Raw genomic sequence first — 16,710 nt, 5'->3', positions numbered from 1 at the left:
GATGGTGATGTTCGACGCGACATCACCACAGGCACTGAGCCTAGGAGCGGTTGATGGCAGGCGAGTCAGCTTGGCATCAACCACGTCCCAGTCCGGATTACCAGGCCCTCAGGTTTCGGCTTGCACCGTTTCCTCATCTGACTCGAGCTTTCTGGGTTTACCCGGTTGGAAGAGGTAACGCCCTTTGGCCAGCAATACCTTACCCACGAAATGCAGGATTGCCAGGCTCTGCAGATCGCGCTCGGGGGCGTCACCCTCCATCCGGTACTGCACCAGATCGTTGTTGTAGAAATGCAAGGTTTTGGCGAAGGCCTGCGCCATCGAATCTGGTTTGGTTGAACGAGGATTCTTATACAGCAGCGAAAATGACTCGCCAAACCACCAATGAGCGGTCAATTTGTCCTTCTTCTCCACTGCCTTATGGCGGTGGTAAAGGTTGGTCAGGACGACCATGTCGACGTTGGAGTACTCATCCGTTGGGGCGTAGGATTGATCGGTGAACAGCCCTTGGGAGCCGGTCAGATACCCCTCCCATTGCATGATGTCGAGTGGATCATCGCACCCAACGACCAGTACGTTGTACTCCCCCTCACGTGACGCATCCGGGAACTTGCCATGGGCGTCCATCAGATAGTCTTTAAGCTTATTGTCCATGTGCAGGCCCTTTAGGAGCTTATTACCACCGCTCGCAAAGACTTCCTGCAACATGGTGGCCGCATCGCCATAGTCATCCATCCGCCCTACCGCTCGCATGATGAAGGCGCCGCTCTCGTCAATCTTCTGCTTTGCGGTGTAGTCGGCGCACTTCACTTCGACGTTGAACTTGTACCCTTCACTCTTGAAGGAGCAATCCACGTCCCGCGGCGGCATTACCTTGTCTTCGTACACAAACCCTTCTGGGAAGAAGCGCGCGTAGTGGGTGCAAACTGTGAGCTCAACCGCAGCCTGCAGGTACTGCTTTTCGGAAGGTTCGGGATCTTCAAGCCGGAGCTTTTTTAGCACCAGGGCTTCAAAATCCGACTTGCTAAGAAATGGCCCGATGCACCTCAAGGCCTCCACGACGCCCTGGCGATACTCGTTCGGCGGGATGTAGGGATTGCAGACCGTCACCGATAATGGCTCCCGAACCTGTGGTGTTTTTTGCATGTGTCGCGTGTCCTGAAATTGAGTGGTTCGTGTTGCCCAGCCCTTCCCCGGCTGGAGCTATGGGCAGATCGGTGTAATCAAGCTCGCGTGGTCATCATTTCGAAGCCATGCAGCTCTACCGAAGGGGGCCAGGGAGGGTGTTTGGCACGACCTACCTGGCGTTGGCCTTCGGAGCTATGAAAGCACATGACCACCGCGGGGGGACTACCGTATGTAGCCTTAGTTTCAGTGGCAAAACACGGTGTAATTGCGGCAGCAACCCAGGGTGCGCTATAGCTCAAACACCATGGCATTTTTTGTACTTTTTCCCCGACGAACATGGACACGGATCGTTACGACCAATATCCAACGACTTGTACTGTTCACGTTCCGCATTCAGATCCGCCAACATACTGAGCCCAATCATCTGGAAGTGCTTCTGGAAGCTGTCGTCGACGACCAAGTTGAGATACACACTTGCTCTCCTGATCCCCTGCTGCGCTGCGGCAGTCAGCAGTTGGCGCGCTCGTTTTTTATCCTGATCAATGAGCTCCCCTTCGTTAAGCACCACCCCGAGCTGAAACTTACAGTCAGCATCGTCTCGCGATACACCCTGTTCAAGGATTGCCACAGCACGCTCAGGGGAATAGCAGGGAGACTCTTGTGCGCTGTAGAGAAAAAAGAGACCAAGGTAGGCTTTCGACTGCTCTGAGGTCGCGGCGAAGGTCAGCATTTCTTCAGCTTGGCCAAACTGCCCGATCTGCCGTAGATGGTCACCGTAGTAGACGCTCGCTTGTGGATGTTGACGCGTGGCGGCTTCCTTGAGCGCGTTCGTTGCGAGCCGCTCCATGTCAGTGGCCGGCTCGGTGGTGTAGGCCAGACTCCCGAAGCGATAAAGCGCCTCTGTATCTGCACGCTGCATCCACAAGGTCTCAGAGCCACCGTGGATCTGAATGTACGCCATGGACAATACGTCCAAACGTGCACTGATCTCGCATGCGCACCGATACATCTCAACAGCCATGGTTTTGAGCGATGTCGCATGTTCTGCGCTGACTCGAGTGGAAATCAGACCACCACGGCCGCAAGCGCTTAGCCATTCAGCTTCGAGGACGAGCCCGGCTTGCATCTTTGCGTCAAAGGAATACTCACTCGCAATGGCCTTGCCTATTACTTGCCCAGGTACGAGATCAGGTACCTCGGCAGGGACGATTGTCAGCTTGGGCGCGTTGCCGATCAGCAGCCCGTGAAATTCGTAGAGCGCCGACATGAAGAGCTCTCGAGCCTTTCTAGCTTGCTCAATGTCGCCCGTTTGCGATGAGGGTTGCTCATTCTCCTGCAGCGGTGCCAGCGCCTGAGGTGACGCATGCACGGCCTGGTTCCCCCACAAACGAATGCTGTGACAATCGCGTTTGGTGGCGTGGCTTATCAGCTGGCATTCGTGGAGGTGGTTGATACGCCAGCAAAGGTCTTGGTTCCCGAAAGGCAGGCTTAGTTTGTCGCCCACCAGTGAGACCATTAGCTCAAGAAGCTTTCGAAACGTGGTCAACGCGTAATCTGGGTAAAGCGTCAGAACTTCGAGCGCAGTGCGGTAGGTACCGCTGCTTTGCGCGGAAATCTTTGCCATCACTTCGAGGTCTGTGATGTGTTTGGTTACATCCATGTCAAACTCCTTGGCAGCACGCGAGCAGCGCCAGGCTGCCCGTTAAACAGCAATCAACACCGGGATTAGTGGAGGGATTCAAGCGGGTCAAAAGCACCATTCTCCTGTTGCCGGTGCGCGATTACGTAAACCCCATCCATCGTAATGACCAACTCGTACTCCTCAACCCAAGCTCTATCCTGAACAGGAGACGTACTGATCGCTACCCCGTCAGGTAGGCCTTGATCCTCACCGCAGAACAGCAAGCCGGTCACACCAATTCGCTGCTCCCTGGCACACAGCAAATACCCTGTGATCCCCTCTGGGGATACAGCCGATCGCGCCCGCTCGATGGCCTTCGGTAATCTATAAATCCGCAAGTTGCCCACTGCTGCGGTCATCGGTTTATTGTCCATCACCACCGGCAAGCCGTACCCCCTTATCAAGCAGTTCAGCTAGCACCACATCGCGCGATAGACCGGATTCTCCCCCCAGCCTGACCAGAGCTGCAGCAGCCCTAGCTGCAAGCCTTCTGGCTTGGACACGTTGGTTGGTCGAGATCTTCTCCAAACCTCCGCGGCCATGAATAAATGCGCTTCTGAGTTCAAACAGCTCTTCATAGACTTCTGCTGCACCTGGATCATCCAGGGCCGCAGCCAAGCGAAGCGCCACCCTTTCGGTAGGCCCCTTATCAACGTGGTTTCCACGCTGTCTGCGTCTGTAGTCCGCTTGGAGTCCAAGGGCTGCCTCCACGACGGTGAGGTGTGCCATGAACTCATCGATACCGTTCGCCAAAAATGCACGCACCAGGAAATGAATCACCGGTGTGTCGAACAGGCTGGTGTCGGAGGCATATCTGAACTCCGACCAGTGCTCTTGGTTTCGACTCAACAATTGTTCACTCGCCTCATCTGTAAGCGTCAGCAACACAGGGCCCTCTGTTTCTTCGACCTCGCCCCATTCGCCGTGGCGAAACTTAGGCTCCCACGAGAGGGAGTCGGGGTTACGAGGCTCTGAAGGCGCAACAAACAAGTCATCATCGAGCTGGTAAATCCACGGAATCCGAAAGCCCCGCCAGTCCACCTCAGTCATGGATGACCAGTCCTCCCAAGGAGCCAAGAGCAGGAAGAACAAAGCATTCTCGACCGCCGGAGGGAAACGGCTTTCATGGGGATCGATCTCGCCTAGATCACGACTCATCATCATCGAAAAACCTGGGGTCGAGCGGCCCCCCACGCTCTCCGCTACCGGGACGTCCTCCTCCACCACCAGCCAGTGCAATTGTGAGAAGCGGTTTGAGTCGAATGCAAGGTTTGGGTAGTACCTGGTGAGCCGTGGCTTATCGAACAACTCATCCAATTGCGCCGCCGTGAAGTAACCGGTTCTCGCGTCACCAAAATTTAACGTCGGAATGTCTTCGGCCAGATCAAGAGGGCAAATGTATCTGCGCCGCGTGGTCGTTCGGGTGAAGGCCGCGTCCAGCAACGTGTAGGCCTGTTTCGAATTGATGGAGATGGTCTGAGAACCACCTGAGGACAGACAAGGGAGTCCCAGAGATTTGAGCGCATGATCCAGCGCAAAGGTAAGCCCAAACGTGACCCTGCCCTCTTGATACCTTGCGGCGCAGGCCTTTTGTAGCTCGTCGAATTCAGGAGCTCTCCAAAGCCCTCCCACTGGCGTTGTGCCTACGGCCCAGATGGCGTCCATAGCCTTACTAACTCTAGTATCCACATCCATGTCCAAATCATTGTCCCCATCTGTGCCGGGCAGCGCCTCCGCGGCTTGGCTTCCAAATTGACTCACGGGCAATTACGCATGGTTGTGTCGCACCAGACCTCGGTCGCACATGAGAGTCAGTTGGGATCTTAACTCAATCGGGGATCCGCTTTGTCGTCCGCACTGCAGGCTCTGGCTCAAGACATTTCCTGCTTGGCGCAAAGACTTCGAGGGCCCCGCGATACCAGACGACTGCAGGCTCACGTCCTGCTCGGTCTATACGTGTCTCGAATTGCTTTGACTCGTGGAGGATCTGTCGCCAACTGCTATAGCCATACCGTTTCGGAGTTTGTTCCGGGTAGCAACTGGCGATCCAGCGAATGGCACAACCCAGGTGAGTCCAACCGCCCTCGGCAAACTTCGCCTCAGCCTCTTTCAAGCAGGCGTATATGCCGTGATCTGAGCCATCCACCGACCCATGGATCGAGCCGGCATCGAATATCGCCTCAGCGGCTGGGCTTTGGAGCCACAAAGCCAAGGTCTCTTGAGCCTCATTCATGCCCTTGGCCCAGTCACGTAGGTTCAGGTAGTGCTGGTGAATGGTCTTATAGCTTTCCTCTAAGAACTCATCCGCTGTCGAGCAGCCATCCACTGACCAGAGATCGAACCGGTCAATAAAGTGATGAACCAGCTGATTGCGCAGACCTACCAGCTCCCGCAGGGCAACCTTCGTCATCTCATAGTTTTCAGATGGCATCTGGAGCTCGTGCCGATAGCTGAACCAGGTCTGGTCGTCTGTTTCGACTTGCGCTGACTGCGGTCGATCACCAACCACAGGCGAGGTCATATAGGTATCGGTCAGCATCCCCATCAGTGTGCCCAGGGTCTTCTGCTGAACAGCATTCGCCATCTTCTCTCGGATAGCGTCCAGTTGATCTATCGGGCCATTCAACTCGTGACGGGAGACCATGGCTTTCAGCAGCTTTTCGTACTGCTGCAATTGCAGGAGGCAACGCCCAAGCTTGCGCTGTACCTCCGATTGAAGGCGGGACAAAATATCTGAAGGGGTGGCGGCGTCATCCATGAATAGCGACTCAATCATCAACAGTGGGCAGAACTGGTGCGGCGAGTCTGAATCATATTGGGGGGCTCATAAAGCTTGAATTGTTTCGTAGAGCATGCCCTTTCCAGCGATGCAGGGTTCGATCCTTCCCGCCCACTTTAGGCGCCTTCTAACGGCCCTTATGGCACGGATCAGATGCATAAGTGCCCCCCATTAACGCCAACCAAGGTTTAAGCGCCTCCAAACCGCTATGCCTGTCGGCCGAGCTCCAGCAATTCACGTCCGATTTTCCACACCACAACATCCCGCGATGAAGGCCGACGGCAAGTGCCCCCATACTGCGACGACTGGTCAAATGTTCAGCCTGCTCCAGCCATAAGGTTGGCGAGGCTGCAAGGAAAGCCGCGTGGACGTCAGACCAATTGGGCATAGTCGAACTCCCAGCATAGCTCTACCCTCCCGGCCGGCGTTCCACTTAAAGCCGAGCGCGTGAGGCGCATGTCGAGAACGTAGTGACCATTTTGGCTAGACAGCCATAAAGCGGGGGAGACGACATGAGCGATCAGATAATCCAAGACAACACTGAAATAACGTACTTCATTGACGAATCTGGCAACACGGGTGATCTAGTTCTAGGGGGCGAAACCCTGAGCTACGGCGGGCAGCCCTACTTTGGACTGGGATGCCTTGGCATCAAAGATCTAACGCAGTTCGAGGCTGACATCAGCGCATTGAAGCTCAGGCATCGGATACAAAGCAATGATCTGAAATCGACGAAGATCTACAAACATAAGCCAGCCTTCATACTTGACCTAGTAAAGCTGATTGCGAACGACAAAATTCCATTTTTCATCGAGCTGGTGGAGAAGAAATTCTTTGTCGCGACCAACCTAGCTCACTACCTTGTATGGCCACCTTATTTTTCCGGCCCTGACAGCAAACAGACCGATTTCATACGTACGGTATTCGCGCAGATACTGACCAAAGAGGCGCCAAACGAACTTTTCACCACGTATTTCAAAGCCTGCCAGAGCCAGAGCAAGGACGATCTACTTCTAGCCTTCGAATGTATTCTCGCATTCGCTCGCTCTGGGCCGACGCCCCAACACGCAGGAATGGCAGAGTCAGTCCTTGAAACAATGGATGACTTTCGGATCATGCTGGCTCAGGAGTCGACGGAAGAAAAGGCGGTGCGCCGTTTTTTACCTTTGCCTGATCCTGGAAAAAAAGGAAAGGAGGTATGGATACTGCCGAATTACTCCTCGCTCACCAATATGTACGCACGCATTAACCATGCTCATGATGGCCAAGTAAAGCGGGTAAAATTGGTTCATGACGTTCAAACTCAGTTTGACGACATCTTATTTTCCGCCAAGAAAGCTGCTGAGGACGCGACTCCTAAGCGAGATGTCTCTCCCATCGCTAACTATCGTTTCCTGCAGCAAGCAGAGCTATCGATCGCGCGCTCTGAGGACTCCGTCGGCGTCCAAGCTGCAGATATTCTTACGGGGTTTATCGTGCGCTATGCCCAAGACCGGCTTGTCTACAACGTCGAACCAGCCCCAGAACTCTCCGCTGCTTTTCACATCATGGCCAATGCTGAGGATGAAACGAAGGGCTATGGGGTCAACTATGTATGGTGCCATAACACGCTAGAGGCACCAGAGTAACGCTAGCTTGAGTCATCACTGCACATACCGCAGAAGCGGACGACGCTGGGCCTTGCTGCGTGCCATTGCGAAGGAGCTGCTTGTAGGTTCTTACTATTTTGAGCTTCAACGAGCGTAGCTTGCGTCATCGAAGTAAAAGGCCGGTCGGAATCGTTGTGAAGCGGCAGCTCTGATCAAGTGAAGGACGACCTGAACCCTTGCTAGTCGCAGCCTCCATAAGCTACATGACCTTCAACCGCGGCTCATGGTGCCCAAGATCGTGAGGGCACCTGATTCAGAAGCTTGATCGAGACAGACTTTCTGAAGCCTTGGCCCACGAGCACAAAGATCGTGTCACTGGTTTCAAAGATGCCCCGCCCATCGTAGCTGGTCGCGTAGCCGGTCTTGATGCGCTCGTTGTTCTCATAATCGCCGGTACTGTGGAGCAGCACGCTATGGGTGAACAAGACAATGGGCAACCATCCTATGGCAGCCAACGGCTCGGCATCCACATCGGTTACATCAATAATGACCCAAGCAACCGCTGCACAGTATGCTTTGCCCGTTTCTGCGACACGTGTCTTGATGAGCTCGGCTTCCGCTTCGGACGCCCCGGACAGCGGATCGCCGTCGAGTGCGATGGCTTCCGCAATATGTAGTAGATGCATCAATCCTCCGATCCCTGTGGTACCTCGTGCTTATAGAGGTGTCCAAAATTCTGTTCCACGGCGCCGGCCGGCTGGATGAGCACATAGCAGCTGCCCGTGAACGTATGGGCAAGCAAATACCCATGCTCCCTGGTCAGTTGCATGATGACTGAGGTCTGTATCAGACCACCCTCCGAGAAGCGCTCGCTCAAATCCCCATGGATCTCACCAGCCAGGCACGCCCCATGAGGAAACGCTCGCCGTAGAAATCCGCTGATCCTAGATTTGAAGCGCAGCGATGCAGCTTGAGCAAGTTCGCTAGGAATCTCAATGCTAGATGTCTTCATGATGCCCTTCGGCGCCGAGCTCGCTCACAATCAGAAAGTGATGATCCCCGTGTGGAGTACGCATCAGCTTAAATCCCGACTGAGCTGTCACAAGTTCCAGCGGTGGGGTGGCAACGGTCATGCCGTCAAGGCTCGCCCCAGATTTGTCCCCATACACGATCGCTGCATATCGCAGCCCTACCCTTGCCGCGTTGTAAAGGTACGCATCAATGGTCACACCCCAATCCATGGATTGCGCTCGGATGACCGCACCAGGAATCCCCTGACTCTGACGCTCGACGGCTTCCTTCTCCGCGACACGCTTATGGGCAAAATTGGTCATCAAATCGAAATCTCAAAAAATGGGTCAAAGCCAGTCTGCTCTTTGGGATAACCCCGGGGATTGGAGACGACTCTGCAGCCTGCCAACTCGACGTCCACAGCTTGGTGGGTATGGCCAAAGACCCAAAGATCCGCTTTCTCGATGAGGCTAGGCCAATCGTTGGTGTAAGCCGCGTTGAGGAGTCCATCATGCTTCGTCCCAACGACCACGGGCGATGGTGAGTGATGGGTTATGACGATCGTTTTGCCTGCAAAAGGCTGGGCAAGCTGCTCGGCCAGCCAGGCCTTGGCGGCATGGTTGCGAGTGACGAGGTCATCGGGTCTCAGGCGTCGATATCCCGCATCAGCGCGGATGTAGTTGAAGTCATTCATCCACTGCCAAGCCATGCTGCTGGCAGCTACTTGGTCGCCCGTTGAGGAAAAATCCGTCCACGCGGCGGTGCCCAAGATGCGGGTGCCGTTGATGATGAGGGAATCATTTTCTAGGACATGCACGTGGCTTTCTGCGATATCTCGCATTTTGCGCAGTGTCCTGTCGATATGGCCGTCGTAGTACTCGTGATTGCCGCTGATATAAGCGACCTTGCACTGGAATGCGTCATTTGCCCACTTCACGCCGCGGGCTTTTTTGTCGATGTCGCCAGCGAGGATGACCAAGTCGACGCTAGGATCGAGGGCCGGCGGGTCGAAGCGGTGAAATTCGTTATGCAAGTCTGAGTAAATTCGTAGCTTCATCAGTCGGTCACTTGGGAATTTGCTGTGTTTCGATGTGATTTACAGGTTGTACGGCTTTAGTGCCTCCACACCTGGTTGACCTTCGCACGGGCACCGTTATGAGCTGCTGGTTTCGAGTGTGTTTGATAATCCATGGGGCCATAACAGCTTCACCTGTGTGGATCCGTATGCCGGATGGCTAGTGGCGTACGCCAGAAAAGCGTGGGCTCAATCCATCCGGCGCCCATTCGCAAACGACATATGCACTGCCATTGCTCGTTTCGAAGACTTGATATCCGTGGCTCTCGAACTGTCGACGTAGGGTGGACGTCCTAATGGTCGCACCATCTCGAAAGCGCCCGCGTTGTTCTTGATAAACCACACCTACCAGGCAGTTGATTTCCTGATCCACCCTCGCACAGCACATGTATGCGGTGGCCGGAAATTCGAACCGCACACCCATAGCACGCTCGACGCTTGCGGGCGTTGAGGTCGGGTTGACCTCCGCGGCGGTCTGCAAGCTGTTCAAGGATTCATAGTCTGTAGGCATGGCAATTCACTCGATCTGTCCAGGCATGATGTCCTGTGTTGATGTCCTTCAATGCACTTCGAAAAAAGGCCTGATAGCACCGTTTTCGAAGTAATGGTGGGCCACCACGAACAATCCGCCCGTGTCCGCCTCTACCACCAAGTAACCGTTGCGGTGAAACCGCCTCACTACTGGTGGCGTATGCGCTGGCAGACCTGGGGGTAAGAGACTCATGCAATTGCAGAAGATCAGCCCAGTCATCCGCGGCGGTCGATATAGCGCGCATAAGAGAAATCCCACCACGTCATCCTCAGGTATGGCCGCCTTCGCCCTTTGGATGACCGTCGGCAGCCTGTTGAAGGAGAGGTCTCTTATCGTCGACCCGAAGGTCTTGATCATGAATGCCGGAGGATCTGGGAATGCTGGGTTGTTCACTGGTGGTTCCTCACATCAATCCAGGCCTCTCGGCACGCGACCCCGTTCTGTTGCTGCTTACGAGAGCTCAGCGCTACCGGCTTCACCCTCTCAGCCGTTCATCCAGTCTCGAGGCCGCCTCTGCAGCTGTTCGCCAACACCCGGACGTAACCTCTGCTGACCTGGGCTCTGCAGCTCGCCTAGGGCTAGAGGATAAAAATCAGAATCGACGGTTTAGGGCTAAATTGATATCTGGTAGAGAGATGTCGCCCTGAGCTGCTGCCCTCACCCGCCTGCCTGAACCCACGCAGCGGTAGTTCGAGCCACGCGCTCACGCCGTAACTATACGACTACTATATACGGTAGAGTGTTACGGCACAACATGGCTACATCCTCGATTTTGAGGAATGCCTGTGTCGATGAAGGTACCTTTAGCCGCGATCCTTCGCGCGCTGCGAGCTCACAAAGGGTTGACCCAGGAGTCAATTCCCGAAGGGAGCAATCGTCAGTACCTGAGTCAGCTTGAGCACGGCAAGTCGAGCCCTACATTGGACAAGCTGCAGGACTTGTCGGAAGCCTACGGGGCGTCTCCCCTATTGCTGGTCGGCGCAGCCACCCTGATCCGGGAAGGCATAACCGTTGATGCGCTTGTAGAGAGATTCGCAGAACAGATGCGTGAACTGGATGCCGCCGGCACACTCGCGGCAGCGCGGGCAGAATTGGATGCCGGTGGACTACGTAGCAGGCCAGCCGGCCGGGTGATTGATCGCGATCTGAAGGCCGCGATTCAGGAGTGCAAAGCCCAGGGCTTGAGTCAGGCGCAGACGTCTCAGAATCTCGCTGTGAACAAGATGACTGTCAGTCGTTACTGGCGCGAGTCGGAATGATGATGCCGGGGTGACGGATCACTATCCCTCTCTCGGGGAAATCCTTGTGAGGAGTGATCTCGGTAATGGCACTATCTAAAAGTGCAAGACTTCTGGCACGTGAGAAATGCTATGAAAGACACAATCAATTGAATAGCCGTGGGGCTGAATCCAGCTTGTCAAGGACGCCTGCACTACTGCTCCCAGCCGCTACCATGAAATATCGGTTGTAACGAGACACAGTATCGTTCACGAGCAAGTCAAAGACAGGCCTGGGGATATGCCGTACTAGTGCCTGGCTTCCATAGACGGAAACGGGGTAGTCATAGAAGAGCTCCATAAAAGCGTCGATCAAATCAGCGGTTCGGTGCGTCTCGGTGAGACCATGTGCATTGATCCACACAATTTTGGTGACGAATGAGGGCACCGGCCCGGGAAGCATGAGCCGTTGTGTGCCCTCCTTGGTCGTGAGCCGCTCAGCCGCGTGAAACCACGCGAGTATCCGTCTCGACGGAAATGAAACGAACATCCCTAGATTTGCTTGCGCACCGAAAACAGCGCCATTTTCGGTGACTGCAAGCGGCAAGGAGAAGCGTACTTGAGTCACGAACTGGAACAGCATATTTCCTCCACATGATAACTATTAGTGCCTGCCACCAAACCCAGCAACAAATTCTGCTAGATAAGGGCTGCGGATTTTGGTTGAAAGCTCAACCAATTGGGCAAAAAGTGATCTCCCATGCTCAGGAATAAAGACGTTAGCGGATCGACCTAGCCCGGCGGTGCTATTAAAAAAATAATAACGCTGGTCAAAAAACTTGAGGTACTGCTCAGCCTCTGAGCGTTGACTGTCCTCCAAAACATCCAAAACCAAGCCCATCAGCAGTATCGCCAGCTGCCTGCGGGTAACCTGGCTTGTTAAGGGGCCCAAATGCAGATTGTATCGAAAGAGTTGAACCTCAGCCCCAACGGACTTCTTGGGAAACAAAGAGGCAATTATGCCATGTCGAGGATAGAGAAATATTCGTATTATCGTCTGAATCAACCGCCACTCAGAGTCACATCCACTATCCAAGGCTCTAGCCTCAGCGCGGGACATAAATAACTGTATGGACAGTAATGCATCTATGACTTGCGGGGTCAGATTAGGATGGGGGAATGCCAAAGAACTTGACTGTGAATGGTAGTCAGAAAAAAGCCTCACCGCCATATTAAGTTTGTAATTGTGTTTTCCTGGCGTGTCGACCAAAGAAACAAAGTGCACAGGGCAAACAGTTTGTGTGACTGAGCACCACTCAGTAAGCATTGTAGGAAGCTTGAATGATCGAATATGATCACAAAAGCATTCATAGCAAAAGGCTCCACGATAATAGCGTGGTATCAGCCAAGTGCTTTTCGGTGCGAAGAAAAAAACGTCAGAATCTACCAGGCCCACCTGCTTCAGAGCGCACCTGCTGAACTCGCTGGAAAAATTAAAGTCGGGATCAAAATCACCTTTTTGCATGCAGCATTGATACATCCCCAAAAGCTGGTGGATGGATAAATCACTGTAGATGGAAACGGCTCCTTGGCGATACAACCAAGATGAAAACAGCTCGTTCTGGACTGGCATGATAAGTACACTCATATGAAATGCCTGCGTCTTTATTCCCATTGGCGCATGTAAAGAGGATGGCAGAGATGCAACATGGTGGAAGCCAGATTGCCTTCTGTTCTTTTATAGAGCTCCCCTAATGCTGAACTAGATACATTGTTTAATCCATTTGAGGCGGTCAAGCTCTTAAAGTAAGTAATATACTGACCAAGGTCTGCGAAGCTACGCAAATGATATTCGTCACGCCCCTGAACCCCCTTAATATCACTATGCAGGATACTGCGATCGTGATCCCATCTAGACAATGTCTGAGAAATAATGAAACTCATGCCCGGCAATGCTGAGGCAATTTTACTAAGGTGCCCCATAGTCATTTTTCTCATTGGAACAGTTACAGCAAAGTCATCGATATCCTCAATAAGTAAGTTCATAATCGGCTGCAGTTCAATGAGAGGATATATAAAGGCTGGAATCGGTGCCCGGTGTGAAATCCCCTCACCGCCCAGCCCCAAGTGATGATAAAACGTCTCAAGCAAGTTGAGGTCACTCATCGCTGGTCTTGATACGAGTTTAAGACATGCTGACCCCATATCTTCCCCAAGACATTCCATCAATGTCGAAAGGCCTGATCCTGGCTCAGCGTTAATTATAATTATGGTAGGCTGAGCCAAGGCCAGCTTAGCTGATATCGCATCATGGATATCTTGCTGGCATGGGGTCAAACTACTTCTTCGATTTATCTGCATTGCGATCAACCTTGGGAATATGCAAGTTAAATCCGAACCGCATCGCAATATCACGCAAACGAGGGAACTGCTCCGGCGCGATGCGCTCTGCTCCTGAGTCAATAGCATCCATGGCTAGACATTTCATGATCTTGACGACGTTATCCATGATCCCTAATGACTCGGTATGGATTAACGTTCTAAGCTCCGGGGATGCGAGGTCGGATTTGAACTTAAGCGGGAGATGAGCCTCATAAGTTGCAATGAAATTAACAAAATCCTGCCCCATCTCCCAGTCTTTGACAACAAACTGCACAAAACGACGGTCGATGATCCGATCCAGCATAACGATGTCGCGTGCCTCCGTATTGCCAAAGGCGATTACACACAATTTCAGAGTGCCCGACAGATTACGCATCAGCGAAAGAAGCGTACGCTTTTGAGCATATGGCTGTAGAAGGGCATCATTTAGCTCATCAAGGACGATGGCACATACGTTGTTAACCCTTATGTAATTTAGTATTAAGTCTTCCTTCCTGGCTGTGTTGCGGCCACCGACCTCAATTCCAAAGGCCTCACATATCCGATCAAGGAGCTTATGGCGACTCGTATTTTCGGACAGCTCAACAAAGACCATTTTTTTATCGGAGTTCGCGCTTAGAAACTTCAGGCGATGCCATGCAGCCGTTTTTCCATCCCCGCCTTCTCCGTGTATAAATATGCAAGATGCTTGAATCTGGTTTCTTGTATACAACATGTGGCCTATACATTCGAACATTAAAGCAAACTTTGGTGTATCGATCCAAAAGTCATGCCTGCAAATTTCGATACGTTGAGTTGCAGAGAGATCAAGCTTATAGCGATGCTCTAGCAATACGTGATCGTAATCTGAAGATGCGTCCATAGTCATTTTTTGAACCTGTCAATTATTAGCGTAGGTTGCATAATCTCCGGAGCGCCCCGACTGCTTTGGATGATACGCGGCGCGCCAATTACTGGCTGGATCGCCGGGGGGGTGGGTAGCCGCTCTGTCTGCGCCGTGATATCTTTAAGTGGTCTTGGCTTTTTGTTAGGCTGAGTCTCCACTTCAATTGCTAGTTCGCGCTGGCGCCTCTGGGCTTCCAGAGCATGCTCATCATCAATGAGCCCCGCTGGCGCGCGGTGGCCGACATGCCTGGCACTAGACAAAGCCTTATGGCTGCAATAAGACTCCCAGTTGTTGGAGAGGCGGTTTTTAGTGTAGGTGCACGGAACATGTAGAAATCTTCCAGGAACCAATACCCATATCGAGCTCAGGTCGCCGGACTGATACCGTATCTCAACATTTCTTGCGCCGATGTAAGGATCTAGTTCGGGACTGTGATATCTTCTGCCTGAAAAATTTATTCCATATATCTGAATTGTATGATTATAAGATGGAGCCAAAAACTCAATTTCGAAGCGTTCCCTCTGATCTTGCAGGATCACTCTTTCATGGTCTAGAGCCCCCTGCGAATCGTAAGAATTCCATGCTTGACGCGGAGTACTCCCCAGACCTTCATGATGCGTCCCGTGGTAAATAATCGCTTGATCAAACAGGTATTTAGCGCATTGCACAATATCATACTTGGCATCAAGCTCTGGGGTTAAACCCGCCCGCTGAATCACATTGCTGCCTGTATTTCCTGGCAGAAAATGTATTTCGTTCATAAATGTGCCTATAACGCGTTCGATCAAGCCACCGTACCACTTCTTGCCGATTGGGCGATGATCCCAATCCATTCCCCATCTTTTGCACATTGCAATGAACTTAGGGCTAGTGAACTCAGCAGCGTTGTCTGTGTAAATTAGAAAGGGTATCCCGTAATATGGGTAAGCTCTGGAGTCAAGACCCCAGGACTCTAAAAAAGTACATTTATCCAAAACTGCAAAAGCCAACGCGCTTGCAACGGTGCTTAAACTAGGGGGTCGAAGGCTCAGATGCAGACCAAGTATCACCCTAGTAAGGGAGCACATGATAATCGTCAACCAAGGACGCCCTACCAACACATCACGATCAAATTCGTCGACTAGCATGATGTCGACCATAGTGTGATCCATCTGCACTTGCTGAAGCACACGTTCCATGATTTTTTTCTTAGGTTTAGCTATATACTTATTATCACCAGCCTCCTTTCCATATTTTTTGTAGTATTTAACTTTTTCGGGCTTTGCAGCTACAAATTTCCTACACTGATACTTACTGGGCGGCAACTCATCTTCAGGAACTAGCCCTTGAGCGTACTTCCAGACTTTAGCTGATGATGCACTCGGCCCGTTGTATTTCTCCTGAAACGAAAGTTCAAGAGCACTTAGCTGCCCGGGCGTTAGCTTATGGCTGCCCGGCTTCGTTCCCCTCTTCTTTCTCGCCAAGTCAAGATAGCTATTAGATTCCAAGAAGGATTTATACAGATTGTAGAATTGACTTTTTTTTACTTCCAATAGCTCCATCGCTTTAGCTTGACCTATCATGCCATCCCTAACTTGCTTGAAAATGGCATCGCGCTTCCGGGCAAGACGCAACTCTGCATCACTCACATCTAGAGCTTCATACGGTACTGCGGATTGAGTAACGGTAACGTTTGCGGGTTTCCAGGGCGTTGGGATCCTCAGGGGTGACACCTTAACTCGAATCGGCTTGGAGGTATGGATTGATACGGCCGTGCGAATTTCTTTGCTCACCTTTCTCGCCACCTATTATGTCGAAGCAATAGCAAATACCACTGGGTATGGTATCGATCCCTACATGCGTACTGGTAACAGTAATAGTTAACTTCACCAAAATGGTGAGTCGGCTTTGTAGGATCTAGGCGCAGCTCTCCTTATCAGAAACACTCCACTGAAACAACAGCTGCGGAAAATTCTATTCATGATCATTTGGCATCATCGTGCATGGTTGACGTTAATGGGTGAGCGAGTTCTGGAGGTGCTGTTAATATCTGGCGTCAGTTACTAATGACTGAAGGTAGCTCAGCGTCCCGATGGCCACAACAATTTTTTTCACACCTTAAATCGCCAACAAACTGACAGCATGATTAACTGATTAATTGATAGGAAAAAAGCGCAATTAATCTAACCTTTCTTGCGATTAATTTTGCAAGTCAAAACAGTCAGTTGCGAGACAGGAAATTGTTTAATCACAAATTGAATTCTACAATAAGTGCATTAATCGAAGTTTAAAGCCTAGTGATTTTAGTTATAGCCACAAACGAAGTTCGATGTTTTTTGTTCTGTCACGTCGCGCCTCTGATGCGCCCGAGTAGAATTCGCAGCCCCTGCTGCGAGACCATATCCTCGATGCTAAGCTTAAGACACCTGTCGATCGACGCGCTCATAAATA

At 52.1% G+C, this 16,710-nt stretch carries 14 protein-coding genes; 2 read left to right on the top strand and 12 right to left on the bottom strand.

The window, feature by feature from the left end:
• Positions 1-108: 108 nt before the first annotated feature.
• From LJU29_RS12825 to LJU29_RS12810, 4 genes are all read right to left on the bottom strand, one after another.
• Positions 109-1,146, bottom strand: coding sequence for a hypothetical protein (locus LJU29_RS12825; protein ID WP_257112549.1), 1,038 nt, complete (start codon positions 1,144-1,146; stop codon positions 109-111).
• Between the two features lie 277 nt (positions 1,147-1,423).
• Positions 1,424-2,788, bottom strand: a complete 1,365-nt coding sequence (locus LJU29_RS12820; protein ID WP_257112547.1) for an SEC-C metal-binding domain-containing protein — start codon at positions 2,786-2,788, stop codon at positions 1,424-1,426.
• 384 nt (positions 2,789-3,172) lie between these two features.
• Positions 3,173-4,474 carry a hypothetical protein gene (locus LJU29_RS12815; RefSeq protein ID WP_257112545.1) on the bottom strand — a complete coding sequence of 434 codons (1,302 nt, stop codon included), beginning with the start codon at positions 4,472-4,474 and terminating at the stop codon, positions 3,173-3,175.
• A gap of 163 nt (positions 4,475-4,637) precedes the next feature.
• Positions 4,638-5,567, bottom strand: a complete 930-nt coding sequence (locus LJU29_RS12810) for an OST-HTH/LOTUS domain-containing protein (RefSeq protein ID WP_257112544.1) — start codon at positions 5,565-5,567, stop codon at positions 4,638-4,640.
• Between the two features lie 533 nt (positions 5,568-6,100).
• Here LJU29_RS12810 and LJU29_RS12805 point away from each other — a divergent pair.
• Positions 6,101-7,216: a DUF3800 domain-containing protein gene (locus tag LJU29_RS12805; protein WP_257112542.1), complete on the top strand. Its 1,116-nt coding sequence runs from the start codon at positions 6,101-6,103 to the stop codon at positions 7,214-7,216.
• Between the two features lie 242 nt (positions 7,217-7,458).
• On the opposite strand, the gene LJU29_RS12800 is transcribed toward LJU29_RS12805, so the two are convergent.
• The 3 genes from LJU29_RS12800 to LJU29_RS12790 form a co-directional block, all read right to left on the bottom strand.
• A complete protein-coding gene (locus LJU29_RS12800; RefSeq protein ID WP_257112540.1) occupies positions 7,459-7,863 on the bottom strand; it encodes a DUF6957 family protein in 405 nt (134 codons plus the stop codon).
• A 312-nt stretch (positions 7,864-8,175) separates the two neighbouring features.
• The gene (locus LJU29_RS12795; RefSeq protein ID WP_257112539.1) at positions 8,176-8,511 is read right to left on the bottom strand and encodes a hypothetical protein; all 336 of its coding nucleotides are present in this window, start codon (positions 8,509-8,511) and stop codon (positions 8,176-8,178) included.
• Positions 8,511-9,245: a metallophosphoesterase gene (locus LJU29_RS12790; protein WP_257112538.1), complete on the bottom strand. Its 735-nt coding sequence runs from the start codon at positions 9,243-9,245 to the stop codon at positions 8,511-8,513. Before LJU29_RS12790 ends, LJU29_RS12795 begins: the two co-directional genes overlap by 1 nt.
• 1,341 nt (positions 9,246-10,586) lie before the next feature.
• Here LJU29_RS12790 and LJU29_RS12785 point away from each other — a divergent pair.
• Positions 10,587-11,054, top strand: a complete 468-nt coding sequence (locus tag LJU29_RS12785) for a helix-turn-helix domain-containing protein (protein ID WP_213674422.1) — start codon at positions 10,587-10,589, stop codon at positions 11,052-11,054.
• A 124-nt stretch (positions 11,055-11,178) separates the two neighbouring features.
• Here the strand turns inward: LJU29_RS12785 and LJU29_RS12780 are convergent, their stop codons facing one another.
• The 5 genes from LJU29_RS12780 to LJU29_RS12760 form a co-directional block, all read right to left on the bottom strand.
• A complete protein-coding gene (locus tag LJU29_RS12780; RefSeq protein WP_257112535.1) occupies positions 11,179-11,655 on the bottom strand; it encodes a hypothetical protein in 477 nt (158 codons plus the stop codon).
• Between the two features lie 21 nt (positions 11,656-11,676).
• Complete coding sequence (locus LJU29_RS12775) at positions 11,677-12,660, bottom strand: hypothetical protein (protein ID WP_257112533.1); 984 nt, start codon at positions 12,658-12,660, stop codon at positions 11,677-11,679.
• Between the two features lie 17 nt (positions 12,661-12,677).
• Positions 12,678-13,178, bottom strand: coding sequence for a hypothetical protein (locus LJU29_RS12770; RefSeq protein ID WP_257112532.1), 501 nt, complete (start codon positions 13,176-13,178; stop codon positions 12,678-12,680).
• Between the two features lie 172 nt (positions 13,179-13,350).
• Complete coding sequence (locus LJU29_RS12765) at positions 13,351-14,262, bottom strand: TniB family NTP-binding protein (RefSeq protein WP_257112531.1); 912 nt, start codon at positions 14,260-14,262, stop codon at positions 13,351-13,353.
• On the bottom strand, positions 14,259-16,052 hold the full coding sequence (locus LJU29_RS12760; RefSeq protein ID WP_257112530.1) for a TnsB C-terminal domain-containing protein: 1,794 nt from the start codon (positions 16,050-16,052) through the stop codon (positions 14,259-14,261). Before LJU29_RS12760 ends, LJU29_RS12765 begins: the two co-directional genes overlap by 4 nt.
• Between the last annotated feature and the right edge of the window lie 658 nt (positions 16,053-16,710).

Origin of the sequence: Pseudomonas ficuserectae (assembly GCF_024584585.1) — a bacterium.
Classification (GTDB): domain Bacteria; phylum Pseudomonadota; class Gammaproteobacteria; order Pseudomonadales; family Pseudomonadaceae; genus Aquipseudomonas; species Aquipseudomonas amygdali.
Note: the sequence above shows the minus strand (reverse complement) of the source record. Positions and strands in the feature narration are given on the sequence as shown.